The 25,005-nt window shown below is 47.5% G+C and carries 31 protein-coding genes; 2 read left to right on the top strand and 29 right to left on the bottom strand.

Annotation, left to right across the window (positions count from 1 at the left end):
* Positions 1 to 1,371, top strand: a complete 1,371-nt coding sequence (locus ABUE20_RS15675; protein ID WP_408620896.1) for a hypothetical protein — start codon at positions 1 to 3, stop codon at positions 1,369 to 1,371.
* Here ABUE20_RS15675 and ABUE20_RS15670 read toward each other — a convergent pair.
* The 3 genes from ABUE20_RS15670 to ppiC all read right to left on the bottom strand — a co-directional run bounded on the left by ABUE20_RS15670 (position 1,355) and on the right by ppiC (position 3,647).
* Complete coding sequence (locus tag ABUE20_RS15670) at positions 1,355 to 2,890, bottom strand: DNA cytosine methyltransferase (protein ID WP_408620895.1); 1,536 nt, start codon at positions 2,888 to 2,890, stop codon at positions 1,355 to 1,357. The two genes, ABUE20_RS15675 and ABUE20_RS15670, sit on opposite strands and share 17 nt — an antisense overlap.
* A gap of 117 nt (positions 2,891 to 3,007) precedes the next feature.
* Positions 3,008 to 3,142 (bottom strand): hypothetical protein, encoded by a 135-nt coding sequence (locus ABUE20_RS15665; protein WP_408620938.1) that lies wholly within the window; start codon positions 3,140 to 3,142, stop codon positions 3,008 to 3,010.
* 226 nt (positions 3,143 to 3,368) lie between these two features.
* Positions 3,369 to 3,647: a peptidylprolyl isomerase PpiC gene (ppiC, locus tag ABUE20_RS15660; RefSeq protein WP_408620894.1), complete on the bottom strand. Its 279-nt coding sequence runs from the start codon at positions 3,645 to 3,647 to the stop codon at positions 3,369 to 3,371.
* 211 nt (positions 3,648 to 3,858) lie between these two features.
* On the opposite strand from ppiC, the gene ABUE20_RS15655 reads away from it, so the two are divergent.
* Positions 3,859 to 4,146, top strand: coding sequence for a YciI family protein (locus ABUE20_RS15655; protein ID WP_408620893.1), 288 nt, complete (start codon positions 3,859 to 3,861; stop codon positions 4,144 to 4,146).
* A gap of 96 nt (positions 4,147 to 4,242) precedes the next feature.
* On the opposite strand, the gene ABUE20_RS15650 is transcribed toward ABUE20_RS15655, so the two are convergent.
* The 26 genes from ABUE20_RS15650 to ABUE20_RS15525 form a co-directional block, all read right to left on the bottom strand.
* Entirely contained in the window at positions 4,243 to 5,127 is an 885-nt protein-coding gene (locus ABUE20_RS15650) for a LysR family transcriptional regulator (RefSeq protein WP_408620892.1), read from the bottom strand.
* A 96-nt stretch (positions 5,128 to 5,223) separates the two neighbouring features.
* Positions 5,224 to 6,165 carry a GGDEF domain-containing response regulator gene (locus ABUE20_RS15645; protein ID WP_408620891.1) on the bottom strand — a complete coding sequence of 314 codons (942 nt, stop codon included), beginning with the start codon at positions 6,163 to 6,165 and terminating at the stop codon, positions 5,224 to 5,226.
* A gap of 36 nt (positions 6,166 to 6,201) precedes the next feature.
* The gene (locus ABUE20_RS15640; RefSeq protein WP_408620890.1) at positions 6,202 to 8,463 is read right to left on the bottom strand and encodes an ATP-binding protein; all 2,262 of its coding nucleotides are present in this window, start codon (positions 8,461 to 8,463) and stop codon (positions 6,202 to 6,204) included.
* A gap of 202 nt (positions 8,464 to 8,665) precedes the next feature.
* The gene (locus ABUE20_RS15635) at positions 8,666 to 9,670 is read right to left on the bottom strand and encodes a contractile injection system protein, VgrG/Pvc8 family (RefSeq protein WP_408620889.1); all 1,005 of its coding nucleotides are present in this window, start codon (positions 9,668 to 9,670) and stop codon (positions 8,666 to 8,668) included.
* A complete protein-coding gene (locus tag ABUE20_RS15630; protein ID WP_408620888.1) occupies positions 9,661 to 9,867 on the bottom strand; it encodes a tail protein X in 207 nt (68 codons plus the stop codon). Before ABUE20_RS15630 ends, ABUE20_RS15635 begins: the two co-directional genes overlap by 10 nt.
* A 6-nt stretch (positions 9,868 to 9,873) precedes the next feature.
* A complete protein-coding gene (locus ABUE20_RS15625; RefSeq protein ID WP_408620887.1) occupies positions 9,874 to 10,302 on the bottom strand; it encodes a phage tail protein in 429 nt (142 codons plus the stop codon).
* 2 nt (positions 10,303 to 10,304) lie between these two features.
* Positions 10,305 to 12,710, bottom strand: a complete 2,406-nt coding sequence (locus ABUE20_RS15620; protein WP_408620886.1) for a phage tail protein — start codon at positions 12,708 to 12,710, stop codon at positions 10,305 to 10,307.
* A 103-nt stretch (positions 12,711 to 12,813) separates the two neighbouring features.
* Positions 12,814 to 13,110 carry a phage tail assembly protein gene (locus ABUE20_RS15615; RefSeq protein WP_408620885.1) on the bottom strand — a complete coding sequence of 99 codons (297 nt, stop codon included), beginning with the start codon at positions 13,108 to 13,110 and terminating at the stop codon, positions 12,814 to 12,816.
* 72 nt (positions 13,111 to 13,182) lie between these two features.
* Positions 13,183 to 13,698 carry a phage major tail tube protein gene (locus ABUE20_RS15610; RefSeq protein ID WP_408620884.1) on the bottom strand — a complete coding sequence of 172 codons (516 nt, stop codon included), beginning with the start codon at positions 13,696 to 13,698 and terminating at the stop codon, positions 13,183 to 13,185.
* The gene (locus ABUE20_RS15605) at positions 13,698 to 15,164 is read right to left on the bottom strand and encodes a phage tail sheath C-terminal domain-containing protein (protein WP_408620883.1); all 1,467 of its coding nucleotides are present in this window, start codon (positions 15,162 to 15,164) and stop codon (positions 13,698 to 13,700) included. Before ABUE20_RS15605 ends, ABUE20_RS15610 begins: the two co-directional genes overlap by 1 nt.
* A 73-nt stretch (positions 15,165 to 15,237) precedes the next feature.
* Entirely contained in the window at positions 15,238 to 15,684 is a 447-nt protein-coding gene (locus ABUE20_RS15600; RefSeq protein ID WP_408620882.1) for a phage tail assembly chaperone, read from the bottom strand.
* Positions 15,684 to 17,126: a phage tail protein gene (locus ABUE20_RS15595; protein ID WP_408620881.1), complete on the bottom strand. Its 1,443-nt coding sequence runs from the start codon at positions 17,124 to 17,126 to the stop codon at positions 15,684 to 15,686. Before ABUE20_RS15595 ends, ABUE20_RS15600 begins: the two co-directional genes overlap by 1 nt.
* A gap of 178 nt (positions 17,127 to 17,304) precedes the next feature.
* On the bottom strand, positions 17,305 to 17,724 hold the full coding sequence (locus ABUE20_RS15590) for a phage tail assembly chaperone (RefSeq protein WP_408620880.1): 420 nt from the start codon (positions 17,722 to 17,724) through the stop codon (positions 17,305 to 17,307).
* A gap of 2 nt (positions 17,725 to 17,726) precedes the next feature.
* Positions 17,727 to 19,193 carry a phage tail protein gene (locus ABUE20_RS15585; protein WP_408620879.1) on the bottom strand — a complete coding sequence of 489 codons (1,467 nt, stop codon included), beginning with the start codon at positions 19,191 to 19,193 and terminating at the stop codon, positions 17,727 to 17,729.
* Positions 19,194 to 19,214: 21 nt separating this feature from the next.
* The gene (locus tag ABUE20_RS15580) at positions 19,215 to 19,850 is read right to left on the bottom strand and encodes a phage tail protein I (RefSeq protein ID WP_408620878.1); all 636 of its coding nucleotides are present in this window, start codon (positions 19,848 to 19,850) and stop codon (positions 19,215 to 19,217) included.
* Positions 19,843 to 20,733 carry a baseplate assembly protein gene (locus ABUE20_RS15575; RefSeq protein ID WP_408620877.1) on the bottom strand — a complete coding sequence of 297 codons (891 nt, stop codon included), beginning with the start codon at positions 20,731 to 20,733 and terminating at the stop codon, positions 19,843 to 19,845. Before ABUE20_RS15575 ends, ABUE20_RS15580 begins: the two co-directional genes overlap by 8 nt.
* On the bottom strand, positions 20,730 to 21,068 hold the full coding sequence (locus tag ABUE20_RS15570) for a GPW/gp25 family protein (protein WP_408620876.1): 339 nt from the start codon (positions 21,066 to 21,068) through the stop codon (positions 20,730 to 20,732). Before ABUE20_RS15570 ends, ABUE20_RS15575 begins: the two co-directional genes overlap by 4 nt.
* 2 nt (positions 21,069 to 21,070) lie before the next feature.
* Positions 21,071 to 21,361 (bottom strand): PAAR domain-containing protein, encoded by a 291-nt coding sequence (locus ABUE20_RS15565; RefSeq protein WP_408620875.1) that lies wholly within the window; start codon positions 21,359 to 21,361, stop codon positions 21,071 to 21,073.
* A complete protein-coding gene (locus ABUE20_RS15560) occupies positions 21,342 to 21,827 on the bottom strand; it encodes a hypothetical protein (protein WP_408620874.1) in 486 nt (161 codons plus the stop codon). The genes ABUE20_RS15565 and ABUE20_RS15560 overlap by 20 nt, the downstream gene beginning before the upstream one ends.
* On the bottom strand, positions 21,824 to 22,330 hold the full coding sequence (locus ABUE20_RS15555; RefSeq protein ID WP_408620873.1) for a phage baseplate assembly protein V: 507 nt from the start codon (positions 22,328 to 22,330) through the stop codon (positions 21,824 to 21,826). Before ABUE20_RS15555 ends, ABUE20_RS15560 begins: the two co-directional genes overlap by 4 nt.
* Positions 22,327 to 22,866: a hypothetical protein gene (locus ABUE20_RS15550; protein ID WP_408620872.1), complete on the bottom strand. Its 540-nt coding sequence runs from the start codon at positions 22,864 to 22,866 to the stop codon at positions 22,327 to 22,329. Before ABUE20_RS15550 ends, ABUE20_RS15555 begins: the two co-directional genes overlap by 4 nt.
* Before the next feature lie 147 nt (positions 22,867 to 23,013).
* Complete coding sequence (locus ABUE20_RS15545) at positions 23,014 to 23,286, bottom strand: hypothetical protein (RefSeq protein WP_408620871.1); 273 nt, start codon at positions 23,284 to 23,286, stop codon at positions 23,014 to 23,016.
* On the bottom strand, positions 23,262 to 23,498 hold the full coding sequence (gene lysC, locus ABUE20_RS15540) for an Rz1-like lysis system protein LysC (protein WP_498038926.1): 237 nt from the start codon (positions 23,496 to 23,498) through the stop codon (positions 23,262 to 23,264). The genes ABUE20_RS15545 and lysC overlap by 25 nt, the downstream gene beginning before the upstream one ends.
* Positions 23,416 to 23,835, bottom strand: a complete 420-nt coding sequence (locus ABUE20_RS15535; protein WP_408620869.1) for a hypothetical protein — start codon at positions 23,833 to 23,835, stop codon at positions 23,416 to 23,418. The genes lysC and ABUE20_RS15535 overlap by 83 nt, the downstream gene beginning before the upstream one ends.
* Positions 23,828 to 24,358: a transglycosylase SLT domain-containing protein gene (locus ABUE20_RS15530; protein WP_408620868.1), complete on the bottom strand. Its 531-nt coding sequence runs from the start codon at positions 24,356 to 24,358 to the stop codon at positions 23,828 to 23,830. Before ABUE20_RS15530 ends, ABUE20_RS15535 begins: the two co-directional genes overlap by 8 nt.
* A complete protein-coding gene (locus ABUE20_RS15525) occupies positions 24,306 to 24,641 on the bottom strand; it encodes a hypothetical protein (RefSeq protein WP_408620867.1) in 336 nt (111 codons plus the stop codon). The genes ABUE20_RS15530 and ABUE20_RS15525 overlap by 53 nt, the downstream gene beginning before the upstream one ends.
* Positions 24,642 to 25,005: the final 364 nt, after the last annotated feature.

Raw genomic sequence — 25,005 nt, 5'->3', positions numbered from 1 at the left:
ATGATGAGTTTACCAGGTATTGTATTAATCGATGATAATAAACAGGATTTAGATGATATTCAAAACAGTTTGATAACGGCCGGATATCCATGTTTTCCAATTCATTACAAAGGAACTGAACCGAGTAATAGTTCAGGAATTGATCATATTAATTTAGACATGATTCATCCCCGTGTGATTATTACAGATCTAAATCTACAAGAATTACAAATTGAAGAAAAAACTCTAGTCGCACCTATCGCTGAAGTTCTAAAAAAATTAGCTATTGATGGACCATACTTACTTTACTTTTGGTCAAAAAATGGTAAAATTGTTGAAAATGTTATGAATTTAATCTCAAAACGTTTTCCCGAAATTCCAGCCCCTATTCATTGGGGCATTTTAGACAAGACACACTTTAAAAGTCGTCCAGAAGAATTAGTCGATAAAGTAGTAAATTTATTTAAAGAAAACGCAATATTTAATGCCATGTTCAGTTGGGAAAATCGAATATCTAAAGCTGCTCAATTAACTACTGATTCTCTATTCAAACTAGCGAAACCTAAAGCAATTGATGATATTAATCAGTTCGAATCAGCTACCACAGATAAACTTAAAACCATGTTAGCAGTTATAGGTAATGAAACTCTTGGTACAAAAAATGCTAAAGATGAACCTGAAATAGCTATAGAATTAGGATTAGAACCTGTCTTACATGACCATATTCAATCTATGTACGAGCATATAGATAGATCAGTATGGTTAGATGCAGCAAACGGAATAGGTACTAAAAAAAACGCTGATAGTGATGTTAAAGCTCATCTAAATTCTTTTTATCACATTGAAGAATGTGACGACAAATCCCCTAAAAATAAACGAGGCACTTGGATTGAATTTTCCTCTTCTTACTTAACTGATTGTGAAAATGAGCCCAAAATTAGAAAAAATCTGGGACGAGATATAAAGACACTTCTACACGAAGAGTTTATTGATTGTGTACAAGGTACGAAAGCTACCAGAAAAGAAGCTCGTTCGGAAACTAAACTTGGATTCCTTGAACTTTCAGCAGAATGTGACCAAGCCCAAAGGAAAACTAAGCTAAATAGATACTTCTTATCTGCAATGATTCCCGTAAAATTTGAACATTTCACTTTTTTCCAAAATGGCAAGAACGACACTGCTCATGCTGGAATTTATCGCTTACCCAACGTTGTAGTCAATGGAAAAGAATACATTGTAGAGGTTAGTTTTATGTATCAAGTCGGAGCGATTCCAGATTTTAACAAATGGTTAGGATCTCCAGTGTTTAGGCTCAAGGACCAAATATTATCTGATATAAGTTTTAAGGCATCACAACACTCTGCAAGGCCTGGAATTATTCGATTTGACTAAGTAAATCCATTACCACTTTCCCTATCTGCTGTGCTAAATATGGAGGCACAGCATTTCCGACTTGCACATACTGCTGAGTTCTATTGCCTTCAAACAAATAGTTGTCTGGAAATGTTTGTAAGCGAGCAGCTTCACGGACAGTTAAACTTCGGCATTGCTTTGGATCGTAATGAATGAAGTAATGACCATCTTTCGAAATATGGCTGGTTACGGTTGTTGAGTACTTGTTTGCAACTTGTGTTCTAAATCGGTCTGCATGCGTTCCAGTATTCCAGTTATCATGGGCAGGTGCTAAATCCGCAGGGAAATCTCGAGCCTTTGGAGAAATGCCTCCACTAAGGATAGTAAATGCAGCACTATATGCGTAACGAAGTAAATCACTATCCATATGCCCACGAGTTTCATGGTTTAGAACGCACATTGGGGCGTTATTTCTATACCACTCAACTAAATGCTCTGGCATCAAGAGAGGTTCATTAACAGGAAGAGCGGCACTTCTCGGTAAGTTCTTTATCGGTGTTAAATCGAGATCTGCTGCACCATCAAACTGTTTTCTAAGTAGCTTCTTAACACGTGTCGCATTTTTAGAAACTTCTCTCTCCCAGTCTTTCGCATTATCTTCGCGCTTAGAAAAGCCGCTTCTTAATGCAGGCAAATCAGCAATCACTTGTTCTACCGTAGTTTTATCTTCCCGTGGTAACAACGTTCCCGGGACTCGTTCTATATCTTCTCGAACGCCAAGTAGAATAACACGATGGCGGGCTTGCGGTACGCCATAGTCTTCAGACCTAATCAAGTAGTCTTTTGGATCTGCATATGTGGGATTAGTTGGGTCATCAGCGTTGACAACCAATGAAAACACTTTGTATTTAGGGCTGGAAATTTTTGTAACTCGACCCGGAGCTTTTAAGTCTTTCAAAATGCGAGGGAACATAACTTCGCCACCGACTTTTGCAGACAAAATTCCTTGTACGTTTTCCATGACGAAAACGTCAGGTTGAGCAATAGAAATAACCTTAAGATATTCTTTATACAGAAAGTGGCGATCGTCCTTTTCCGCTTTATAATCAACAATACCAGCATTACGAGAACGTCCCGCTAATGAATACGCTTGACAGGGAGGGCCGCCAATAACAACTTTGGGACGGGTGCCATGAGAAGCAACTAACTCACGAATACGCGCGTGAATATCAGAATTGTCTTCACCTAATGTATGAGGAGCAAAGAAAGTTTCTTGCTTTGCTTCTTGCGCCTGTTTTGGAAAGCGTTTAAACAATTCGCTTCGTGTAATGTTGCCGTTTAAATATGAATTGTAACTATCTAGCCCATTCTCTAGTTCATAGATTTTTCGGTAAAAAGCTCGTGTTGTAAGTGTTCTATGGGCGGAAGGTTCCTTCTCTATAGATATGCCAATTTGAAAAGGCTTGTTACCATTTTCATTAACACAAGAAGACACACCTTCCCCCAAACCACCAGGGCCAGCGAACAAGTCAATAACGAGGATTTCACCAGTTTCCATTATCACAAATACTGCCAATTACAATGCTTGGCAATAATACTAGGCTTGATCGCCTTGGCAATAAGTTTCTCATGTATATTGGTCTTGGTTTAGAACAAATTAATGTCTGCCTATTACCTAAGCAAGTGGATACCTACGATTAACCGCTTCAGAGCTAATCAGCTCTCGCTCACCGACATAAAAATGTTCTTGATCCAATCGACTATCGATCAACTGGGTGATCAGTTGTTCGTATATCCCTATCTGCTGCATGAATCCCCATTCAACCAATAAAAGAAAGAGTTACAGTTTTTCTAAATTAACACTTTAGTCAGATTAATTCAGTAATGCGATGCTCTTTGGACACTATGGTCGATTTTCGATACGGAGGGTTAAAAATTGATAATAACGATGGATTGCAGAAACGGTTTTTATAGTACGAATTAGAGCGCCTACAGCGCTCATCAATAACAAGATAGGCCGGTTTTGCTGGCATGACTCAAGTGCGATACAACACTTTCACCACATGCCAACCGAACTTGGTTTTAACCAGCTGTGGGGTGAGAATTTCGCCAGTAAAACAGGCTTTGTCAAACGCCGGAACCATTTGGCCACGGCGGAATTCACCGAGATCTCCGCCCCGTTTGCCAGATGGACAGGTGGAGTATTTTTTGGCGAGCGTCTGAAACTTGGCGCCTTTTTTCAGCTGCTTTAAGATGTCCTCAGCCTGAGTTTTGTGTTTCACCAGAATGTGCAATGCCGCTGCGGTTGAAGCCATAAGTACGCTCTCCTTAATCCAATGCCGTGTAGTGTATAACAGAGCGTTCCAGGTATCGAGTGATGCGTGCGATAGCGCCACCGAGCCGCCCCTGTTTCCATCCCCAACATCGACTGTTTCACATTCTTCAACAAACTGTTGCAGCATCAATTCTGGTGGATGATGGCCAATTTCGTATCCTAAACAGACTGTTATGAAGAAGGAAAAAGAGATGTTTATCGTTTCACTGACTTATTTATATGATCTAGCCAAAGTTGACGAGTATTTAATAGCGCATCGCCAGTATTTAGATAGTTTGTATGCGCGGGGCAAGTTGTTGGTATCGGGTGGGAAAAAGCCTCGGGATGGCGGGATCATTCTGGCACATCAGGTCACTCGGGAAGAATTGGATGAGCTGCTCACCCATGACCCATTCTACCAACAAGGATTAGCTCGCTATGAGATAACAGAGTTTACCCCTCGGCAAACGGCGGAAAGTCTGGCATTTTTGGCCGACTAGCCCGCATCCACACCAATCTGGCCCGACATCGCTTATCGTTGGGCCAGACATTCCAATGGGCTTGCAGAGAGCCAAAGATCACAATCCATGCCTCGATTACGGCTGGGCTTTAGCGAGTGAGCATGTTTTAAGAAAGTCGATGAACAATTGTTCTCGTTTGGAAGGCTGCGGATTGATATGCACTACATACATCGGCAGCGGGGGCGGCATAAACGCTTCCAAAAGACTCACTAACTCACCTCGGGCCAGCATCGGCTTAACGGTAAAATCAGGCAGATAGGCGATCCCTTGTCCGGCCTGAGCTAGCTGGCACAGATCCAAGCTACTATTGATGCGCGTCCGGCCAAAGACCGGCACATCCAGAGGCTGTTGATCCACCACATAGCGCCAACTGCGCGCGCGATTATCAAAGTGAAGCAAGCACTGGTGCGCATTTAAATCATCGGGGACCTGCGGTGTGCCATGTTGTTGCAGGTAACTCGGCGAAGCCACGGTCTGTTTGCGCCAGTATCCTATCAGGGTGTAATAAAGGGCAGAATCGGGCAATGGTCCACAATGCAGGGCTAAATCGTAGCCATGACTGAAGAGCTCCAAAGAATGATTCCCCGCGATAATATCCAACGTGATCTCCGGATACTCGCGATAAAACGACTCCAGCGCCGGAATGACATGGAGTTGACTGATAGAATGCGGGATCCCAACTTTTAAGTGGCCGCTGATGGATTTGTTGTCATGGCTGACCTGATGTAAACACTGGTCATATAAACTCACAATCTGGCCGCAACGCTGATAAAAAGAGCGCCCGGCATCGGTTAAGGTCAGTGATCGGGTGTTGCGTTTTAACAGCGATGTTTTTAACTCAAATTCCAGTTTTGCGACATGTCGGCTCACCATGGCCGGTGACATATCCAGTTCACTAGCGGCGGCGCGAAAGCCGTTTTTAGCCACCACCATGCAAAACACTTTCATTGAATCAATCATGACACGCTATCTTTTATCGTTCGGGAGTTGCAAAGGTTATGATCTTTTAAATTGTATTGAAACCTGCCATTTCTCAATATTGCGTTAGCCGATGTATCACAGTCTAAATGTTGAAAGATTTAGTGATTCAGGTTGATACTTTTGGATCTGATTTCGGCCGCAATGTTTGGCCAAATACAGCGCCTGATCAGCCGCTAAAAATAGCGATTCCGGTTGGGTGCTATCTGAGGGGATAAACGACGTGATCCCGATGCTAACGGTCACATAAGGTGATTCCAGATGCGAATAATCATGGGGGATCTGTAATTCGGCGATCTGTTCCTGTATAAATTTGGCGACTTTCTGTGCATCCTCAAGATCCTGTGCCGGCAGAATCACGGCAAATTCCTCACCCCCGTACCGGGCAACAAAATCAGATCCTCGTTTCATACAATCCCGGAGTGCTTGCCCTATCTGGATCAAGCATTTATCGCCCTGCTGATGACCATAGTTATCGTTGTACTGCTTAAAGTAGTCGATATCCAGTAAAATCATAGCGATGGATGTTTGTCCCCGAGCAGCCCGATACCATTCTTTTTCTAAAATTTCGTCAAAACGTCTCCGATTGGCGATAGCCGTCAGCGAATCAATAAACGCTTGTTTCTCTAACAGATCCCGAGCCTGTTTGAGTTGAATATGATTTTTGATCCGGGCTTTGATGATCGGCATTCGAAATGGTTTTTTTATATAGTCAACTGCGCCAAGAGCCAGCCCTTTGGCTTCATCCTCTTCATCGTCCAGACTGGTGATAAAAATCACCGGCACTAATCGGGTTTGATCATGGGCCTTTAAACGCCGACACACTTCAAAACCATCCATGTTCGGCATCAAGATGTCTAATAATATTAAATCAGGAAGCGTACGGATAGCTTCTGCCAGCGCTTCATCGCCCTGAGTCACAATCTGAAAATCATATTCATCCCCCAACCGTTTGGCTAACAGTCTGGAATTGGCTTTCACATCGTCCACAATCATGATTTTCGGTCTAGGTATCGCCACGAATTTTGCCTTCTACTCTCTCTGGAATGCGTTCTGCTAGATGTATCGAATTTCCATCCGCTCAATAAATGTGCCTGCGGTACGCCATATCTTACAGCACTGCGATAGATTCTGTTCTTTAGCGGCATTTTCCAATTCCAGATAAAGCGTTGCCAGATCAAAAAAGCCATAGTTGCCACTCGCGCCTTTATAACCGTGAGCCAAACGACGCAGTTCTTCAAAGTTAGCCTGCTCTAGAGCAATGCCCATGCGGGACATTTCCTGCTCCAGTTCTTCAAGAAATTCTGGGATCAGCTCCTGGAGCTCGGCGTCAACCTCAACCCACAACGGCATATCATTCTGAGATCCACCACGGATCGTGGCTGAGATCACTTTTTCTAAGGTTCTTAACAATGCTTTTTTCTTCACTGGTTTAGATAAAAAATCATCACAACCCGCTTTAATACATTCATCTTTATGTTGGGTAAATGCATGAGCCGTCAGCGCGACAATTGGGGTTCGTGGTAACTGATACGTTTGCTCAAAAAGTCGTATCTCGCGGGTAGCGGTAAGGCCATCCAGAATCGGCATTTCCCGATCCATCAAAATCACATCAAAATTGCCTTGATTGTGTAGATAGGCATCGATTGCCGCCTGACCATTAGCCGCTTCCGTAATCTGAATCGCCGTTTTTTTCAGGAATAACCGAACGACTTTGCGATTGGCCAAAATATCTTCAACCAGCAGTAATTTTAACGGTTTTAACGACCACTGTGGCAGAGTGGGTTGATGTTCCCTGCGCTCACAACTTAGGATCTCAGCGGTGCGCTCAACATGAACTGTAAAAAAGAATGTCGACCCTTTTCCCGGTTCCGAAAGGATCCAAATCCGTCCCCCCATCAATGTCACCAGCCGCTTACAGATGGCCAGTCCCAAACCAGTTCCCGCAAATTTACGAGTAGTTGAGGTGTCCGCTTGGGAAAAACTATCAAAAATAACCGCCTGTTTCGTGCGGGGAATCCCAATCCCGGTATCACTCACCGCAACTAACAGCATATCCGGCTCTCCGGGTTCCGGAAGAACATCCAAAGACACCCGTCCTTGATCGGTAAATTTAATCGCATTACTCAGTAAGTTGATCACGATCTGTTTCAAACGAACAGGATCGCCCTGCACCTGACAACACACCTCGGGTGAAATGTGATAGGAAAATTCCAATCCTTTTTCTTCAGCTTTCGATGCGAAAATCCGGACCACATCTTCAATGAGGTGACCCAGATTAAATGGAGCCTTTTCTAGTTCGATCTGATCGGCTTCAATTTTGGAAAAGTCCAGAATGTCATTAATAATATCCAGCAACAACGCTCCGGAAGAATGCAACGTTTCCGAAAAATCCGTCTGCTCAGGATCCAAAGGTGTTTCCAGTAGTAGCTCACTCATTCCTAATATCGAGTTCATCGGCGTCCGAATTTCATGGCTCATTCGGGCTAAAAATTCCGATTTTGCTTTGGTAGCGGCTTCTGCAGCCTCTTTCGCTTGATTTAGATCTTGCTCAGCCATTTTTCGTTCGGTGACATTTCGCATACACTCAACGGCCGCGACAACTTTACCGGTATGATCTTTTAAAGGCGTCGCAACGCCCCACAGGTAAGCGCCTTTACCACCAAGGGCATTCGGGGTATATATTTCGCCGTAGAGCTTCTCATCGTCTCGTCGGACCAAGCTGTAATTTTCGATAGGAACGTTGCTTTCTGGATCCAGTGCCCAATCCACTAGAATAGGATTGCGAACCCCATAAAAAGGCAGCGCATATTCATAGTTTCCCTTGCCAATCATCTGCTCTTTTTTAACGCCAGAAATATCTTCGATCGCTTTATTCCACACCACGACGATACCATTCAGATCAACGACCATCATCGGTTCGGGCAAAAATTCAAGCACTTTCGCTAAATAACACTCCCACTGAAGATTAGGAGGAAGGATTTCCCGGATCTGGACCATCTGGTATTCAACAGAATCCATCGGTAGCGAAGAAAACTGCAACTCGATCGTTTTGCCATTGATAAGTTCTAATTTAGGGCTCGAATCCACTGCCGCTTGAGCCATGTATTGTCGGTATTTTTGAACATCACAACAGCTCATGATGCGCTTCATGGCATCAGGGAAATAAAGTGCTGTCAGTGGTTCTTTTATGGAACCAGAAAACAGAGCCATGGCCTGAGCGTTGGCTTCTACAATCATGCCTTGTTCATCCAGAATCAGAATCGATTGCGGAGCCTGCGCAAACAGGTTCTGGAAAAAAAAGTCTGATTCACACATACGCCATGCTCTTTATTCAGAAATCTGTACATTGATACAACGAGCGAAATGCCGATAGTAACGTTCAAATCCAATAATGAAAAATATTAATTCGAAGGGATGTGAATTGACTTCAATGTAGAAATGAAAGGGGCCGCGATGCGGCCGGGTGATGGGGCTGTAAGGTAGGAATGGTGATTAAGCCATTAACGAGGAAAGTCGTTTATTCTGTTTTACCGGCATCGCCGGTGAGATGCATGGTCATGCCGGAACTTTGGATGGTCCATTCCAGACGATGAATCCTCCACTGGCGGTCTTCGGTATAGCCAAATCCTCGTAGCTGGATGTAACTCTCAGCGACCAAATGCATAAATTTAGGTTGTACTGGCAAGGTGATATCAATCATGTCGCTGCTCGCCCGGTTTTGCTTCAATCGGGCATTTGCAGCCGCCGCAGCCTGTTCTCGGTTAGGGTATTGATAGACGATGCGATAGACCGGATCACCGGATCCGGCCGTGAAAGTTTGATAGTGTCCACTGGCCACATCGTAATATCCGGCCACAACTTGTCCCGGATGAGTACGGCTGGTTAAGCGGATCTGCCAAGATGAAATCTCTTTAGGATTGAGGGTGACAACGGGCAAATCCGCACCGGAAACTTTTTTCCCGGCCGCATCGGGGGTCAGTAATAAATAACCATTGGCAGGTTTAACGACCGCGCCATACTGATGGGCCAAACGGGTCAGCAGGTTGATATCGCTTTCGTTGTGTTGATCAATATGTGTAAACAGCTGCCCGGCTAGCTCACGGCTGACTTTGGGGCGCAACTGATGTTCTTTAGCGATGGTGGTGACTAAAGTATCAAAGGTGATCGCATCGAAGCTGCGCGTTTTGTGGCTTTGAAGGGTCGCCGGCTGACGCGTGTCATCCATCGGTGCGGCATCGGCAACCACCTGTAATTGCCGGGGAAACCCTGACAAAATCAGTTCATCGATAATAAATTGCCCTTTGTAGACCAGAATATCACCGGCTCCCAGAGACAAGCTCAAAACGCCACCATGCGGCAAGATCTTATCGGTTTCAGGCAAACCAATCGTAATAATTAGCCGATCCGACATCCGCCCGGAATACTCCAGCAACTGGATGCCGAGCAGATTTCGCTTCACACGGGAGGTGATGTCTTTGCCATCGAGCATTATGGCAAAGGCCGGGGTGACGACTAATCCCATAATGCCGTCCCCTGAGTTGTGGGTTCTGTCAGCTCCGGCAGCTTGATCACAATACCGGCCGGAAGCAACACGCCATACTCGGCGAGCCCTGGATTGGCTTCATAGACACCGACAATGGCATTCTCCCGGCCATAATAGGCATAGCAGATCCGATCCAACACATCATCATCATGTGTGGTGTAGGTTGTTGTTGTCATAGTCAATTAAGTCCGTGCTGAATGTTTGGAAGCGGCAGGTGTCTTGTCCTCGTCGTAGTAAATTAAATCCATCGTGAATTCTTGAAAGCGAGGGACTCCCCTTGCACCGAAGTGTGAGTTGGTTTCCTGAATTTGCTGAATACACCACCGCCCCATCACATCACCATGAGCACTATGTAGTGAATAGGGTTTCCCTTTGTTCGCCATATTGATCAGTGTTTGGATTTGCTGGGTTCCCGCATTTTTAAAAGAGGTTGCGATTTGTCCTTTTAGCGAAATTTTAGGGCTACTACTCCCCCCAAACTGCAAGAGGTCCACATTGTTAGTTCGCCCTTGCGACGCCCAGTTCCATGAAAAAGTACGCGTCAGTTCGTTATAAGTGGCCGTATCCACTGAAAACGAGAAACTATCCAAAGCAAGCATTATTTCAGTCATCGTTATAAGTCCGGTAAATCGTATAAAGCATTCAGCCGTTGATCGGTTAAGATTTGCAGAACAGACTGCCCGATCTCGCGAGCGGACTGATTCGGAGCCGCATTGATGGTGATCCCACCGACATTCTGCTGAACCGTTACCGAGCGCGCTCCGGGCGCTGCGGCATTAATGGCTGATGTCGCACGAGCGGAAGCGGTCTCTGAGAGCTCGGTGTTTGAGGCGGTTTGAGCCGGTCCCGGTACAGTGGTTGTAGGTAATGTAGTGGCCGGTAATGTAGACTTTTGACGGGCATCCCTCTTATGGGACGAGCCCAGAGGCATCACCGCCTGACGCTGTAAGCGACTATGCGGCCCACGGGCATTCAACAGCGGCTTGGATTTCGAGTTATCATCAGAATTTTCTGAATTTTTATCATCACTGCCAAAACCCAAAAACCCTTTAATGCCTTTGAAAATGCCACCTACAAACTTCCCGCCTTTGCTGAAAATTCCTGTCACGCGATCCCAAATATCGGTGAAGAAGTTAACAAATGGTTCCCAAGCCTCCGAGAGACCATCGAGCGGCGACCAACTAAACATCGATTTAATGCCATCCCAGGCGGCACTAAACAAACCAATCACACCATCCCAAATTGCACCGAAAAAGCCAGTGATCGCCCCCCAGTTATTGATAATTAGGCCCAGCGGCGTCCAGCTAAACAGGAATTTAATGCCATCCCAGGCGGCGCTAAACAAACCGGTTATGCCATCCCATAAAGCACTGAAAAATCCAGTGATCGCCCCCCAGTTATTGATAATCAGGCCCAACGGCGTCCAGCTAAACAGGAATTTAATGCCATCCCAGGCAGCGCTAAACAAACCGGTTATTCCATCCCATAATGCACTGAAAAATCCGGTGATCGCCCCCCAGTTATTGATAATTAGGCCCAACGGCGTCCAGTCAAAGAGAGTTTTCAGAAAATTAAATGTTTCCGGAAACGCTTTTTTAAACCAGCCCAGCGCACCACTGAACCATTTCACCACCTTATCCCAGTTGCGATACAGTTCAATTCCCGCAAATACCAAGGCACTCACCGCCATCACGACGAGTCCGATAGGGTTCAGTGAAGCGACCAAATTAAATGCGACCATAGCCACTCGGGCCACGCCTAAGCTTTTGCCCATTCCCAACAAGCTACTACCGAGCCGACCAATCGATGCAACCATGCCGCCCAGCGATTTAGCTTTGGAGACCAGATTAAATGCCGCCATTGCGTCCCGGGCATCTTTCAACTGCCCCCCGATGCTCACGAGGGCACTCACAAACCGGAATACGCTACTGAGCATTTTCCCGGCCAGCAACACACTTAAGGTCGCGCCTACGGTTTTCCAGCCGCCCAAGCTTTGGACCACCGCATTAACTTCTTGGCCCATCTGGTAGAGTGACTTGCCAAATTCAATCGCCGCGGTGATGGTTTTATCGACAAAATCAACGATATCAGCCTGATGTTTTTTCACAAAATCAGCCAGTGTTTTGCTCAGCTGGTTAATTCTGGGAGCCATCTCGCCCCCAATTACGCCCGCCAATTGCTGCCAACTACTGGTCAACACTGTATCCAGATTACTAAAAGCGCTACTGTATTGTGTCGCTCCACTGATCCCTTGTTTATTCAGGACGTTGTATTGCTGCTGGGTTTTGAGCAGATTATCCAGACTTTTCCCCGTCGACTGAATATACGTGACCATTTTACTGCCATCACCGCCTAACAGCGTATCAGCCAGACTCGCGGCTTTTTGCTTGTCCTGCATTTTCAGCAAACGCTGCATGATAGTTTCGTACTGCTGCGCTGCACTCATATCTTTCATGGTATCTTTATCGATCCCAAGCTGATTGAACGCATCGCCTATCGCACTGGGCTTTTTAAGCGACCCCAGTTTGTTGTAATTTTTGCCCAGTGTGCCCATCATTTTACTGATGCTGTCACCACTTAAAGTGGCCTGCTTGGCCACACTCCCCCATTCCTGAAATTGCTCAACGCTAAATCCCTGCGATTTAGCAAACAGCGCCATGGATGCCGTTGATTTATTCGTCGAGTTCACCAATTTCACGACCGCCGGAACGGTTTTGTTAATGGCACTGGCTGCGGTTTTGCCAAGTTTGGACAGGTGCTTAAAAATATTGTTCTGTTTACTGGTCTTCTCAACCTGAGTATCCAGTGATTTATAATGTTGCGTCAGATTGGTAATAGTGTTGCCGCTTTTCCCTAAACGCTTGATTTGTGACATCAGGCCCGTTTGAGCATGATTCAATTGATCCACGGTTTTGGTCGACTGAGTCATTGATTTCGTAAACAGACTACCCATTTGTGTAAATGAGCTATCGACCGTCCCAACCAGTGTGACAACGGTTTTTAGACTTTGATTCGTCATGATTTATGATCTTTTGGTAGCAGTTCTATAAAGGCGATAAAGGTCTCTGTGGGTAAGTCCAGCATCTCATCAATGCCCCAGCCGGTATGACTTGCCAGAGCCATTAATCCGCGCTGGATGGTTCGCTCGGCAAGTCTTGGGCTTTCTTTTGAAACCCCATAATCACCTGTTGTACTTGGGTATAATCGCTCATATCCAACTCTTCAATTACCGCGCGTTCAACTTCTCCTAACAAAGCCATCAAATGGATTTCTTTGTCAGCATCAGCCGGATTGGTTTTATCGGCGATCAGATTGTCCCGCACTTTAGGACGACGAAAGGACAAGGTTTTATATTCCACACCCGCCACAAATACCGGGAACTCCAATTCAACCGCTGTTTTTTCATTGGGATAACTCATGCTTTTTCCTCTTTAAAATAGAAAAGGCCACCGATGTGGCCTTTCTAAAATTAACTATTCAATATCAACTAGTTACATAAGCTGTAATGCAGCCCGAACACCTTCTAAAACATCAATTCCACCAAAAGAACGCACATGATTCACAGGATCGATCTCGATTAATACGGCCCCATCATAGGATACTTTGTAGTAATTCAGCCGCATGGTAACTTGCATGGCTTTATCCCGCTGGCTACTGCTATCTTGCTGATCACGAGCGATTTGAGTAATCATGCCGCGCAGGGTTTCCACATACTGTTTTGTATTTCCAGTTGCATCGGTATAAGTCGAACGTACTGAACAAGCCGTATTGGTTCCCTGACGAAATCCAAACAAAGGCAAGATCAAGGGATCAATTCCAAAAATAGAGAACTGCGCTTCCATGGCATTCATACCATCATCCACCGGGATCGGCATATCCATATCTCCGGCTTTAAAATCGACCGTATTCACTTCCAATGTTGGGGGCGTGTAATCACGGGCATTGCCTGCTTTGCCTACTCCGTCGACCCAGAGCGACCAACTTTTTAATAAATTATCTGCTGCCATTAGTTAAAAATCTCCTCAATGTAGCCATCGTTGAGACGGCTGCGGAAAATAATATGTTCCGCCGGGAATGGCGGTTCAAAATCAAAGTCAAAATAAGCCAGCCCCTGTTTCACAGTTTCGGCAGTATTGATGTCGGTATCCACCCAACACTTCCCATCGTAAATCGCGCCTTCCGATTGCAACTGACGTAAATAATCATTCACATCTTCAACAACTTCAGAGAAGTAGGTCTGGGTTAAATTACGATCAACCGCCCACAGATGCGCTCGCTGAATGCTGTCGTTGATCATGTCGGAGGTCCGAACGGTCTGTTCATACATCCACTGCGTATCGGTGGCACAGTTGCGGTTGCCCCAGTAGCGATAGCCATCTTCCTGGATCACAGTGCTTACGTGGTTTTCGTTAAGCATATTGGCCACGCTATTGGCATCATCCAAAGCCCAGTCCACCGGTTGAGTTGTGCCAACGATGCCATAGATAACCTGATTGGATTTTGACCACCAAAAGCCATTAGCCGCATCAATTCGGGCGCGTAGTCCCGCGGCTCGGGCTGATAACGGACGCGCCACGTTTTTCGCCAGGTCGGTGTCAAAGACTTTGACCCAAGGCCACATCACTTCACAGCGTCGGCCATATTGACGCGCTTTTTTAATAGCGTCGGTATAACTGGCACTGCGCTCACAATCAAAGTAAGCCACACCGCGCAGCCGTTCGGCTTTGCTTTCCATCTCGGCACTGACGTTATCAAACTGACTAAATTCAGGAGCGATCAGGATCCGTGGTTGATAGCCGGTTTCGGTTTTGGCCGACAACCATCCGTTCATACCACTGATAATATTGGCTTGAGTCTCAGCATCGCTCGCACCTTCAGCTACACGAACCACCACCACCAGCGCACCGGTTTGATCAAAAATATCAGCAAATGCTTTACCCAATGTGCCCGCATTGCCCAACTGACTCACTTGCAGCGGACTCCCAGCGACGGCAACCGGAGTATTTAACGGGAAGGGTTCATCAGCGCCGCCACTTAAATAAGACTCGCTGTTGCTCATCACTTCGCCTTCACCGCTTCCTAATACACTGACACTCACCAGTTCCGCTGCTTCGGCATTGGCTTCGATTGCGGCTTTGACCTCATTGGCGGTTGAAACGCCCTGAGCATTGCCATCAGTGGCTAGGGATACGGTAATTTTCTGGCCGGACACACTGACCGCCAACTCGGCATTAGCATCTACCGGACGGTTTAAGGTTAGGCTAACCGCGTTGCCACCGGCTCCGGCAGTTTGCGCGGTATAGACTAAGCCATCATTGATAATGGCACTGCCGATTTGCAGTGAAGCAAACGCCGCACCAGCTGAATTCGGCGCGGTTCCGACCAAGCCGATCACAGAGGAACGGACGGTTTGAATTGCACGCGAGCCATCATCAACTTCGATGACTTCAGCGCCATGTAAAAATTGCACCATAGGATTTATCCTGTTTGTCGGGTGAAAAAAAACCCGCCAGTGGCGGGTGATTAAGGAATTAAAAAATAAGGGGTTATTTCCCGGTAAAATCACCGGGGGCATCCGGCCAGCTTACCGTAAACGGAAAGCCGTCCTGTTCGGGGAGATGACGCAGCGCCACTCGATAGGCCTGCCAGGCACTGATATCTTCACCAATATCCCAGCGCCGATTAATTTCGCGGCTAACGCGATCGACTAATTCGTCGCGCTGGGAGCGGAGGGTGGCGGCGGTAGTCGCACGTTTTTGTTCGTCGGTGGGAGCAATTGCCGCTTGATAGTCGGTTTCACTGAGCGCTGTTAAATCATCTTTGATGTATACCCGAATGGACTGAGCACTTTGCAGAACGGCTAGATTCTCATCTGAGTTATCGGCATCATACGCCACCTGAGCAGCGTCTACCTGTATCTGTTTTTCAGTGGATGTGAGCAAACCATCCTCGTAGGCATAAAGCTGATTGGTATTATCTTTGAAATAGCGCATTACACAATCTCCATCCAGTACAAGTTCCCGTTTCCGTCATAGTCAATCGAATAGGTTTCACCGGGTAAAATCAAAAAAGACAAACTGGCATTACTTAAATCGTTAGATTGGTCAATGTCTTCACTACTGAGATATACAGAGCCATTGAGCGTGACACTCAAATTCGAGTGGTTCGTCCCATTGCCAAAGAATAGATTGAGCCACAAAGGTCGATTTGAACTATTAGTGTAGGTTGTGCCTAAAATGCGGTCTGTGCCGACAGTATAGATGGTTCGAGTTTGTCCGGCTCCCAAGGAAGGAACAATACCTGCATGGTTTAATTGGGCGGGTGACACGTAGGTCAATGTATCTTCACCCGCAAGAACCTCAGCGAGCGTGGCCGCTAAATTCTGCGTTAAAATCCGAGACCAAGTATCATCATCGCGGGTATATAAGGCCCCGACATGTTTGCCTGATGCATACGACCATGCGATGATTTTATATGAGCCAGCTATGCCAATTTTGAGGCCATCATAGCCATAGTCTGTATTGGTTGCACCAGTAACAAGAGCCGAAGTAAATCGAACACAGCCGAATGGCAATGCATCTGCAGAGTTAGCATCAACGACGTTAATTTGGGAATCTATGCTGGCGAGGACAGTGCCTTCAGGAAGCCGTTCTGTGGCGATAGTTCCTTTTTTTAAATTTCCCGCATCTTCACTATACGATTTGGCGCTGTCCAAGATCGTTGCATCTTGCGTATCGGCATAGCTCTTAGCACTGCTGAGAGCACCGTTTGTCCTGCTGGTCGCATCCGACTTGGCACTCGCCAACACCGTTTCATCTTGACTATCCACATAGCTTTTAAGGCTAGTATCTTGCTGCTGCGCGTAACTTTTAGCATCTGTTAATGCCTGATTAGCTTTATTGGTCGCATCTGTTTTAGCGCTCGCTTGATAATTCGCATCTTGGCTATCAACATACGCTTTTAAGTCTGAATCCTGCTGTTTCACATATTCACGACTGGCCAGAACGATAGCAGGATCGATCATCAGTTCAACTGACTCTATAGCACTCGCAGCCAAAATCATGCGGATGGTCTGGGTTCGACCACTACCCTCACTCAAGCGCGGTTTATAGGTTTCGGGGCAATTACCAATAGCAAATAAATGACCATCGCTATCATAAAGGCCGCATTCCCGAATGGTAAAACCGCCTTCAGTTTCAGGAATAATCAATTCGCAAATCATCTGATTCGAGTGCTGTGGATCAAGGCTGACTGCATTAAGTGCGGCTCGGTAAACTTCATGCACCAGAACTGTTTGAGCTGGATCGGGGGTTGGGGCATTACCATTGCCATCCCCAAGGGCCATCTGGCTCAGTGCAATGGTTTGCCCCTGCGAGCTGGCTTGCGTCAGCTTCGTCGCGCCCTGTTGGGTTAAAATCGTAAAAAATGTATTCATGATGGATACTCATCGAATCCATCCGGCCCCAAAGCTATCACGGTTCGCCATTGAATCGGCTAACCGTTGCCTCAAAGAAAGTTAAGTAGATGACTGATCACCGTGACCGGATAGATCTAATTGAAATGGAAGGTAAAAAATGGGTTATAACCGTTGGTGGCAATCGGGCGAAAATCGATTATTTCCCGGTAAACTCACCGGGAGCATCCGGCCACGTCACCGTAAACGGAAAACCGTCTTGCTCAGGAACATTTCGCAATTGCTCACGATAAGCACGCCATGGGCTGGCATCCTGATTTTTATCTTCCAGGCGATTGATTTCACGGCTAACACGATCCACTAACGCATCGCGCCGGGAGCGAATGACGGCAGCTTGAGCAGCCTGTTTCTGATCATCGGTGGGCTGAGGCAAATCAGCCCAACAGGGATGACCATCAGGATCGCTTTGACGTTGTTTCCCATCAGGTGCAATGCCTGTATATTCATCAAAAATATCCGCTTCAATATCGATTAAATCATCTGGCCATGTTCCGGATGCTTGATAACGGCTCTGCCAATCTGGATTAAAAAACATATTTCGGGATGGGCTATATTGCATTGTTATTCTCCAATGGCGATAAACATCATAAAACGGCTGCCCTCGTTTGCTGCAACTGATTCGGCCCGCAGAGTGACTTGAGACTCGTTATAATTCAAAACCTTAGGAAAAACATCGTCATCTTTATCAGTCGCATTCATCAACGCAGGGATCACGACATTGCAACCGGTTGGAAATTGAACAGGAAATGAATATGAAGCCGATGAATCACCATTAATCGGTACTGTCGATACAAATGTCTGTAAAATTTTATGACCAAAAGTCTGGAATGAATTATTCCCCGACGACCCCGGGAACTGACGACCAATCGCTGTTTTTATATTGACCGGACTAAATAACCGAAGCGTTTCCGATGTCAGTTCGGTGAGTTCTGCATCCAGAACCTGCAATAAATTTTCAGATGAAAAAACGGTTTTCCATTCTAAAAAATTAACTGTGTTAGTATCAAAATTAATGCTTCCAGAACGATAAAATAATCCTCCGTTATAATTTATATATAACTGTGTATTATATGAATTATTTCCTTGACCACCGACCCAACAAATACCATCTCGCCCACCTTCGACATAGGGGGTGTTCGTGGCACCTTCACCGGCTTTAACAATGTAAATACCATTCTCAAAGAGTGAATTCATATCACCGTAATAAAGTTGGGCTGCACCATTCAAACCATGCTGATTAAGTTTTTGAGTCCAATAATCAATCGCGCTTTGAGTCGCTGCATTAGCCTTGCCCGTAGCATCAGTTTTAGCATTCGACAATGCAGTATTTGCTGCACTATCAGAATAACTATTGGCACTAGCTAGCGTGGCAACATCCTGACTATCCACATAGCTTTTAAGGCTAGTGTCTTGCTGCTGCGCATAATTTTGTGCAGCTTGCTGCGCGGTATTGGCTTTCGTTGTCGCATCCGCTTCAGCGCTCGCTTGATAATTCGCATCTTGCTGGTCAACATAAGTTTTTAAATCTGAATCTTGCTGATCGCTGTATTTTTTCAGCGATGCTATATGCTGATCCACATATTCATTGGTGGCTAAGATAATCGATGAATCAAGGGTCAGTTCCATGGATTCCGTTGAGCTGACTTCCAGCACCATCCGAATCGTTTGAGTCCGGCCACTGCCTTCACTTAAGACGGGCTTATAGGTTTCCGGAAAATTACCAACCGCGATTAAATCGTCGGCATCATCAAACAGCCCCACCTCCCGAATCGTGAATCCTCCGACTTCTGGAGGGATGATCTGTTCACAAATAATCCAGTTAGGGTTTTCTGGATCGATTGAGACCGAGTTTAATGCGGCCCGGCGCACTTCATGGACTAATCCAGTCTGGGTCGGCTCGGGAGTCACCGCTGCGCCATTGCCATCACCAACGGCCAACTGCGTCAGTGAGAGGGTTTGCCCCAATGCCGTGGCATTTGCCAGTTTAGCCACTCCCACCTGGGTTAAAATTGTAAGAAATGTACTCATAGGAATAGAAACTCACTGTGTCTATTGTTGAATAGGATATTCGCTAGTCTGAGGATAGATACTGAGCATATCGATACTGTGCTCAGCCGCAGCATAATAACCACTGCCACTGGAGGCCACCGGAGCAAGAGTCGGAGGATACACGGTGTCGATGTCGCCGGAATAACATCCCGCTCCCAGATAAACCAATCCATCCGTTTGCGCCTGAATATCCAGCCCGATTAAATCAGCTCGCAGCGGTTTGGCATCGAAAATAAGTTTGACCATCTGCTCATACATGGCATCCGTCATCCCTTTATCTTTAACACCGATAACCAGCGAAAAGGTGTACGGGTTGCCGATGGACGCTTGTTGCCACCACTCTCGTATTTCAATCAGAAAGCCTAAAGGCTCTACGACTCGGCGAATGGCGGCCTTGGTTCCTTTATGTTTGTGCACAAAAAAAGCGGCTTCAATCGCCGCTCTTTTATCATCATCGCTCCAGTTTTCATCCCAGCGGTCTACCGAAAAACTCTGCGCCAGATAGGGTAAAAATGAGCTTGGGCAACGCTGCGGATCCCAAACGTCACGGATCGGGACGTCTAAGTCCGGTGTGATCGCCTGAACCAGCGCTTTTTCCAGCCGCGTGGCATTTGCCGGGAGCATCGAATTAGCCATCGTCATTGCCTCCGTTGCGAATGCTGGTCTCGGTGCAATAACTGGCCTGAGCTCGGCTTAACACCAGATCTTCCGCCGGTTGGGTCAGATCCACATATTGCACACCGGATACACTCAGCGCAGCCATAATGGCACTGCGGCGAATATTACGGCCGAGCCGCTGTTGATTCGCCACATAGGTATCCAGTGCCGCGTTCGCCGCGGTCAGGATCGGTTCCTGCTCCGGGCCATCCTGCATATACAACGTCGCCGAGACGCTATAGTTGATGATCTCGGCCGACTGCACCCGCACCTGATCGGTTAATGGCCGCACCTCTTCGGCATTCAGCGCAGCAGCAACATGAGCGATTTGGCTGGCATTGGCCTGCCCATTGCCATTTCGGGAGAGTAACGTCACTTGCACCTGCCCCGGCGCCGTCATCATGGCGCTGACATCAGCAATACTCGGATCAGCCGACAAGGCATGTGAAATATACGATTGTTCCGGTCCGGCGACCGACAGCCCATCAAATGCCAGTAGGATCCGACGCCGAAAATCATCATCGGATTCATACACTGCATCCGTCGGAGGGATCGTCGTCTCATCGGCGGGCGTGATTAACTGCCGCTCGACGGCATACCGGGCACCGATCTGATCTAAATCCGCATCGCTCGCCAGCGCCAACATCACTGCTTTGGCAGCTTCGTTGACGCGTTGCCGATCTTTGACTCGATAATAAGCGGCCACTTCCAAGGTTTTATAAATCGGATCCGATTCCAGCAGCGCATCAAAATCGGGATTGGCCAGCTGATAACGCTCAATCATCTCCGACAGGATCGTTTCATAATCCAGCTCTTCCAGCAGTGACGGTGCCGGGAGCGCCGATAAATCAGAAATACTCATGAAATAGCTATTCCCTCTAAAGTGATAACCTGACCATTCGGTCGGTAGACTCCGGTAATCGTCAGCGACAACGTGCCTCGAGAGGCATTTGTGACTTCAATTTTGGAGACGGCAATTCGTGTTTCCCAGTCATTCAGCGCGTTGACGGTGGCATTGATAATCGACATACGCGTCTCGGCCGTCATCGGTGCATCAATATAGTGGAACAGATCACTGCCATATTCGCGCCGCATCAGCCGGGAACCTCTCGGCGTGGTCAGAATATCGATAATGGATTGTTTTAAATGCTCAATACCGGATAACGCTTTGCCGGTATGGCGATTCATTCCCTGCATGATTAACCTCCGGCAAAGACGTTATGGCTGCCTGCTGCGACCAACGAGCCACAATCCACCGGATCACCGATGCGACCCACCGGTAGCCCATTGGCAAAGACCCGGCGACTGCCGCTGGCTAATGCGCCCTGATGACAAGTTGGGGTTGAGTTACAGTGCTGCGCCCAGTGATCGCCGACGCGGTGCACGGCTTTGCCGTTACAAAAAACATCGGAGCTGCCACTGGTGCTGTGACGCGGCGGAAAATCACCATGACCGGTGCCTCCGTCGCCATTACGAGTTAGAGCTGGCATGAATGTAATTCTCCAGTAAAGTTTTGCCGGAATCGTAGTTATGACGCACCCTCATGGCCCACGATTGATGGACGTCGTCATCAGTTTCGGTTCCGGTTAATGGATCGGTGATCACGATATGCGCGGTCACCGTCAATGTATAACCGCGCTGCCCATTCGCCGGGGGATGAAATTCAACGAGCGCCACCGCAGACGGTAATTCAGACCAGTCGGAGACGCTGCGGATGGTGTTCCCATCCCGAAAAATCAGCGCCTGTGGATGAAACACACCGGTTAACTGCACCGCACTCAGCATCACCCCATCCTCACGAGTGCTCAACGTAAACGGATGATCCGGCGGCTCCATTTGCCATTGATAACCGGTCACCGTTTCATTTTCGGCGGGTTGATATTGCAGCTGATAATTCAGGTGGGTGGCACTATCCATCACTCGAAACAGCGTTTGTTGGGTTGGGATCCAGCTCATTCGTTTAAATCAATCCGAGTTGCAAGATGTTTCATATTTCCGGAGGCATTCAGTTCAATATCGCCTCCGGCCGTCAGCGTCATGTTTCCATCACAATGCAGGCTCATATCGCCTTTGATGGTGATCTGTAGTTGATGCGTTTGGCGGTTATAGCGCGTTTCCGTGCCATCGCTGTAACGGGTCACATGTTCATCCGCCGATACACTCGGAGGCACATTGCTGCTATCCAGCAGTGCCGGAAGTACCACGCCATTATTCAGATCGCCGCTTTCAGAAAGGATCAAACACTGCTCATCCACGCTCAGCGGTTCCCAGTCGCAGCGCGATGCCCCAGAAGCTCGACCCCCAATCCACGGCAGCCAGGCGCTCACAACATCCGGCGCATACTGCACCCGAACGCGCGGAGGCGTCTGCGAAAAGTCAACGCTATGTACTCGCCCTCGTCGGACGATATTGACCAGTCGCCGCTGAATGTCTCTTAGGATCTGCACATCCGAGTTCATGATGCCTCCGTATCGATAATCAGCTGATAGTCACTCAGATGCTCCGTACCGATATCCGGCGAAAGACCGATCCAAAGCGCATGCGGCGTTGTGCCCTCTTCGAGGCCTTCAGTGAACTCCAGCGGTTGCTGCAACTGGAGCTCCCAAGCGTGATAACCATCCCATGTTGCCTCCAGCACATAAGGCTGGGCACTCACTAGCGTCGCCGGGAGCAGATCGGGCCCCGGCGCTTGATCACTGAGAGCTCGGGACAAGGCCATTGCCGCATTTAAAATGCCGGTGGAACCATCCGAGCCATCGGCAGCCACCATCACAATCAGCTGGCAGCTCAGATCAAAGCGCGGCATGGCCTGATGCGAGTTTTCCGCAGCAGGTTCCCAGCGCTCGATATTCAACAGCGCACAAGGCGTCGCTAACGGCTCTGCCGCCAACATAGCCGCATCCAGACTGACCGAAACCAGCCAGGGACACTGAGATAATAAATACGCTTGCATCGCGCTCTGATAACGATCTAAAAGAGATTGATTTTCACTCATCATCTATTCCAATTTGGTAAGTCACAAAGGCCATTGCCAACGTCGAAACGCATCACCCCATCCTTGAGGATCCAACGGGTTACCCCTGATGGAGGGTCGAGTTATCACATAGCCTCGATGGCTTGGGTGCAGCACCATTAGGAAGCTCTATTTGGCTTCGCCAGACGGCTTCACCAGCCCGGCTGGTTTTTTCTTCCGGGCCTGCCAGCGCGACACGACAAAGTTATAAATCACAATGGCCGTCACGATCAGCGTCACGATATCGCCGGTCTGAAAATGAAAATGACCATGGATTAACTGTTCAAATGAAGCCGATAACAAGGATTTAGCAAACCCGCTATTCGGTAAACTCTGTGATAAAGCAATGCCTGATGAAACGTTCGCCACAGTCTGACTTACGGGGTTGATGTGGCTTGCCATTGACGAAGACTCCGTTTATCCGCATTGCAGCGTTGTAAGGCAAATTTCAGACGACTGGCATAATCGACGAGATCATAATTCAGCGCCGGAATCGTAGGTAATGAAGGCGCCTCGGTGGGCTGAAGGTATTCAGCCGGAGGCCTCATTGGTTCGTACACGGTTCGCACGACCACTTGCCGAGCGGGAAGCGCCGAGCAGGCGGATAACACCATCGGGAACACGAGCATGAGACCATTGTTTTGTTTTTTCATCTGTTTTTCTCAGTCCCTTTAGTTTGTCCGTCAGCTCAGCGAATTGTTTTTGTTGCGACGCCAGCCATTGCTGACGTTGCAGCAACAATCGCTCCCGGCGTTGCAACGCATCTTTTAAAGAGCGGTTACTGGCTTCCGAAGCCGATAAAGATTGCGCCAGTTGATCGCGATTCAGCGTCAACTGGCTGATATTCTGCTGCGCCACCGTCAGCGCCCGATCCGAACGATGAATCCGCCACTGTTGCATTCCTGTGCACAAGGCCAGACCCAGACTCAGGTAAATCAAAAATTTACTCATTCATTAATTCTCGATAAATCGCCCGAATACTTGGGGCATAATGAAGGGTCTCGTTCGGATCGGGCATCACCTGCTCCAAGCAGGCCATAATGTCCGAATAACGCGAGGGATTATGGCAGCGTTGCTGCGCGGCTAAAATTCGGCCACAGCCCGCGTTATAACAGGCCAACGCCAGATTGTAGCGATCCGTTTCGGGACGAGGCCAATGCCAAACGGCCCGTAGCTGCGCCATATAATAAGCACCAGCCGGAATCGCCAAATGTGCATCCGTGGGCGAACCATCAAACTGCAACTGCCGGGACACATCCGCCCAGGTTCGGGGCATAAATTGCGCCAGCCCCCGAGCCCCGACCCGGCTGGTTGCTTCAGGGTTCAGCGACGATTCCTGAATCAGCTGTGCTTTATAAAGTTGCCACGGTTCATACGGTAAATAATGGCGCGCCGACTTGCGGATCTGCCAATCGTAATGGTTAGGCCATGCCGATCGCGAAGGCGAGGAATACAGCCAGACAGCGCAAGCCAAAATACAACCCCATCGCAATTTGGTGATATGGATCATCGACTCGTCCCGACCACTGTTGAAAGGTTAAATGGCAACTGCGATCAAAGAGTCGCAGTGTCACCCAGGCCAATCCCACAATGGTGCATGAACGGGCCAAGCTGATCATAAAACTAACGAATGCGGTAAAAATGGGGTTATGGCGCAATCCCCAGGCTAACAGGATCACGACGATGATCCCCAACCCACACAGCAACCATCGCCGCTGCTGACTCAGCCACTCCAGTAGCCTTGAAAATAATTTCATAATGCTTCCTCAGAAATAAAAAAATCCCGCGAATCATCATCCACGGGATTAAAAGAGGTACTCATTGGCAGTGTGAAGAAACAATGCGTGGCACATTTACAAATCGCAAGGAGTCATTTGCAAAAAATATCAATTATCCACGCATTGTAACTTTACAATAAATAGCGCGCCCGAAAGACACTTCACTTTACAGCGCCCATTAAAAAGCCCATGAGTTTATCTCACAGGCTCTCTTTTCGGACCAATTTGCAGTGTGAAGAAACAATGCGTGGCACGTTTACAAATCGCAAGCGGCAATTTGCAAAAAATATCAATGATCCACCCATCGCTGCTTTACAATAAATAGCACGCCCGAAAGGCACGT

The organism is Celerinatantimonas marina (genome assembly GCF_046054165.1).
Lineage (GTDB): Bacteria > Pseudomonadota > Gammaproteobacteria > Enterobacterales > Celerinatantimonadaceae > Celerinatantimonas.
The sequence above is the reverse complement of the archived record's forward strand: the minus strand, read 5'-3'. Positions and strand labels throughout refer to the sequence as shown.

Coding starts and splice junctions, on each gene's coding strand:
- ABUE20_RS15675 (WP_408620896.1), top strand. CDS start 1: ATGATGAGTTTACCAGGTATTGTATTAATCGATGATAATAAACAGGAT.
- ABUE20_RS15670 (WP_408620895.1), bottom strand. CDS start 2,890: ATGGAAACTGGTGAAATCCTCGTTATTGACTTGTTCGCTGGCCCTGGT.
- ABUE20_RS15665 (WP_408620938.1), bottom strand. CDS start 3,142: ATGCAGCAGATAGGGATATACGAACAACTGATCACCCAGTTGATCGAT.
- ppiC (WP_408620894.1), bottom strand. CDS start 3,647: ATGGCTTCAACCGCAGCGGCATTGCACATTCTGGTGAAACACAAAACT.
- ABUE20_RS15655 (WP_408620893.1), top strand. CDS start 3,859: ATGTTTATCGTTTCACTGACTTATTTATATGATCTAGCCAAAGTTGAC.
- ABUE20_RS15650 (WP_408620892.1), bottom strand. CDS start 5,127: ATGATTGATTCAATGAAAGTGTTTTGCATGGTGGTGGCTAAAAACGGC.
- ABUE20_RS15640 (WP_408620890.1), bottom strand. CDS start 8,463: ATGTGTGAATCAGACTTTTTTTTCCAGAACCTGTTTGCGCAGGCTCCG.
- ABUE20_RS15635 (WP_408620889.1), bottom strand. CDS start 9,670: ATGGGATTAGTCGTCACCCCGGCCTTTGCCATAATGCTCGATGGCAAA.
- ABUE20_RS15630 (WP_408620888.1), bottom strand. CDS start 9,867: ATGACAACAACAACCTACACCACACATGATGATGATGTGTTGGATCGG.
- ABUE20_RS15625 (WP_408620887.1), bottom strand. CDS start 10,302: ATGACTGAAATAATGCTTGCTTTGGATAGTTTCTCGTTTTCAGTGGAT.
- ABUE20_RS15620 (WP_408620886.1), bottom strand. CDS start 12,710: ATGACGAATCAAAGTCTAAAAACCGTTGTCACACTGGTTGGGACGGTC.
- ABUE20_RS15615 (WP_408620885.1), bottom strand. CDS start 13,110: ATGAGTTATCCCAATGAAAAAACAGCGGTTGAATTGGAGTTCCCGGTA.
- ABUE20_RS15610 (WP_408620884.1), bottom strand. CDS start 13,698: ATGGCAGCAGATAATTTATTAAAAAGTTGGTCGCTCTGGGTCGACGGA.
- ABUE20_RS15605 (WP_408620883.1), bottom strand. CDS start 15,164: ATGGTGCAATTTTTACATGGCGCTGAAGTCATCGAAGTTGATGATGGC.
- ABUE20_RS15600 (WP_408620882.1), bottom strand. CDS start 15,684: ATGCGCTATTTCAAAGATAATACCAATCAGCTTTATGCCTACGAGGAT.
- ABUE20_RS15595 (WP_408620881.1), bottom strand. CDS start 17,126: ATGAATACATTTTTTACGATTTTAACCCAACAGGGCGCGACGAAGCTG.
- ABUE20_RS15590 (WP_408620880.1), bottom strand. CDS start 17,724: ATGCAATATAGCCCATCCCGAAATATGTTTTTTAATCCAGATTGGCAG.
- ABUE20_RS15585 (WP_408620879.1), bottom strand. CDS start 19,193: ATGAGTACATTTCTTACAATTTTAACCCAGGTGGGAGTGGCTAAACTG.
- ABUE20_RS15580 (WP_408620878.1), bottom strand. CDS start 19,850: ATGGCTAATTCGATGCTCCCGGCAAATGCCACGCGGCTGGAAAAAGCG.
- ABUE20_RS15575 (WP_408620877.1), bottom strand. CDS start 20,733: ATGAGTATTTCTGATTTATCGGCGCTCCCGGCACCGTCACTGCTGGAA.
- ABUE20_RS15570 (WP_408620876.1), bottom strand. CDS start 21,068: ATGCAGGGAATGAATCGCCATACCGGCAAAGCGTTATCCGGTATTGAG.
- ABUE20_RS15565 (WP_408620875.1), bottom strand. CDS start 21,361: ATGCCAGCTCTAACTCGTAATGGCGACGGAGGCACCGGTCATGGTGAT.
- ABUE20_RS15560 (WP_408620874.1), bottom strand. CDS start 21,827: ATGAGCTGGATCCCAACCCAACAAACGCTGTTTCGAGTGATGGATAGT.
- ABUE20_RS15555 (WP_408620873.1), bottom strand. CDS start 22,330: ATGAACTCGGATGTGCAGATCCTAAGAGACATTCAGCGGCGACTGGTC.
- ABUE20_RS15550 (WP_408620872.1), bottom strand. CDS start 22,866: ATGAGTGAAAATCAATCTCTTTTAGATCGTTATCAGAGCGCGATGCAA.
- ABUE20_RS15545 (WP_408620871.1), bottom strand. CDS start 23,286: ATGGCAAGCCACATCAACCCCGTAAGTCAGACTGTGGCGAACGTTTCA.
- lysC (WP_498038926.1), bottom strand. CDS start 23,498: ATGGTGTTATCCGCCTGCTCGGCGCTTCCCGCTCGGCAAGTGGTCGTG.
- ABUE20_RS15535 (WP_408620869.1), bottom strand. CDS start 23,835: ATGAGTAAATTTTTGATTTACCTGAGTCTGGGTCTGGCCTTGTGCACA.
- ABUE20_RS15525 (WP_408620867.1), bottom strand. CDS start 24,641: ATGAAATTATTTTCAAGGCTACTGGAGTGGCTGAGTCAGCAGCGGCGA.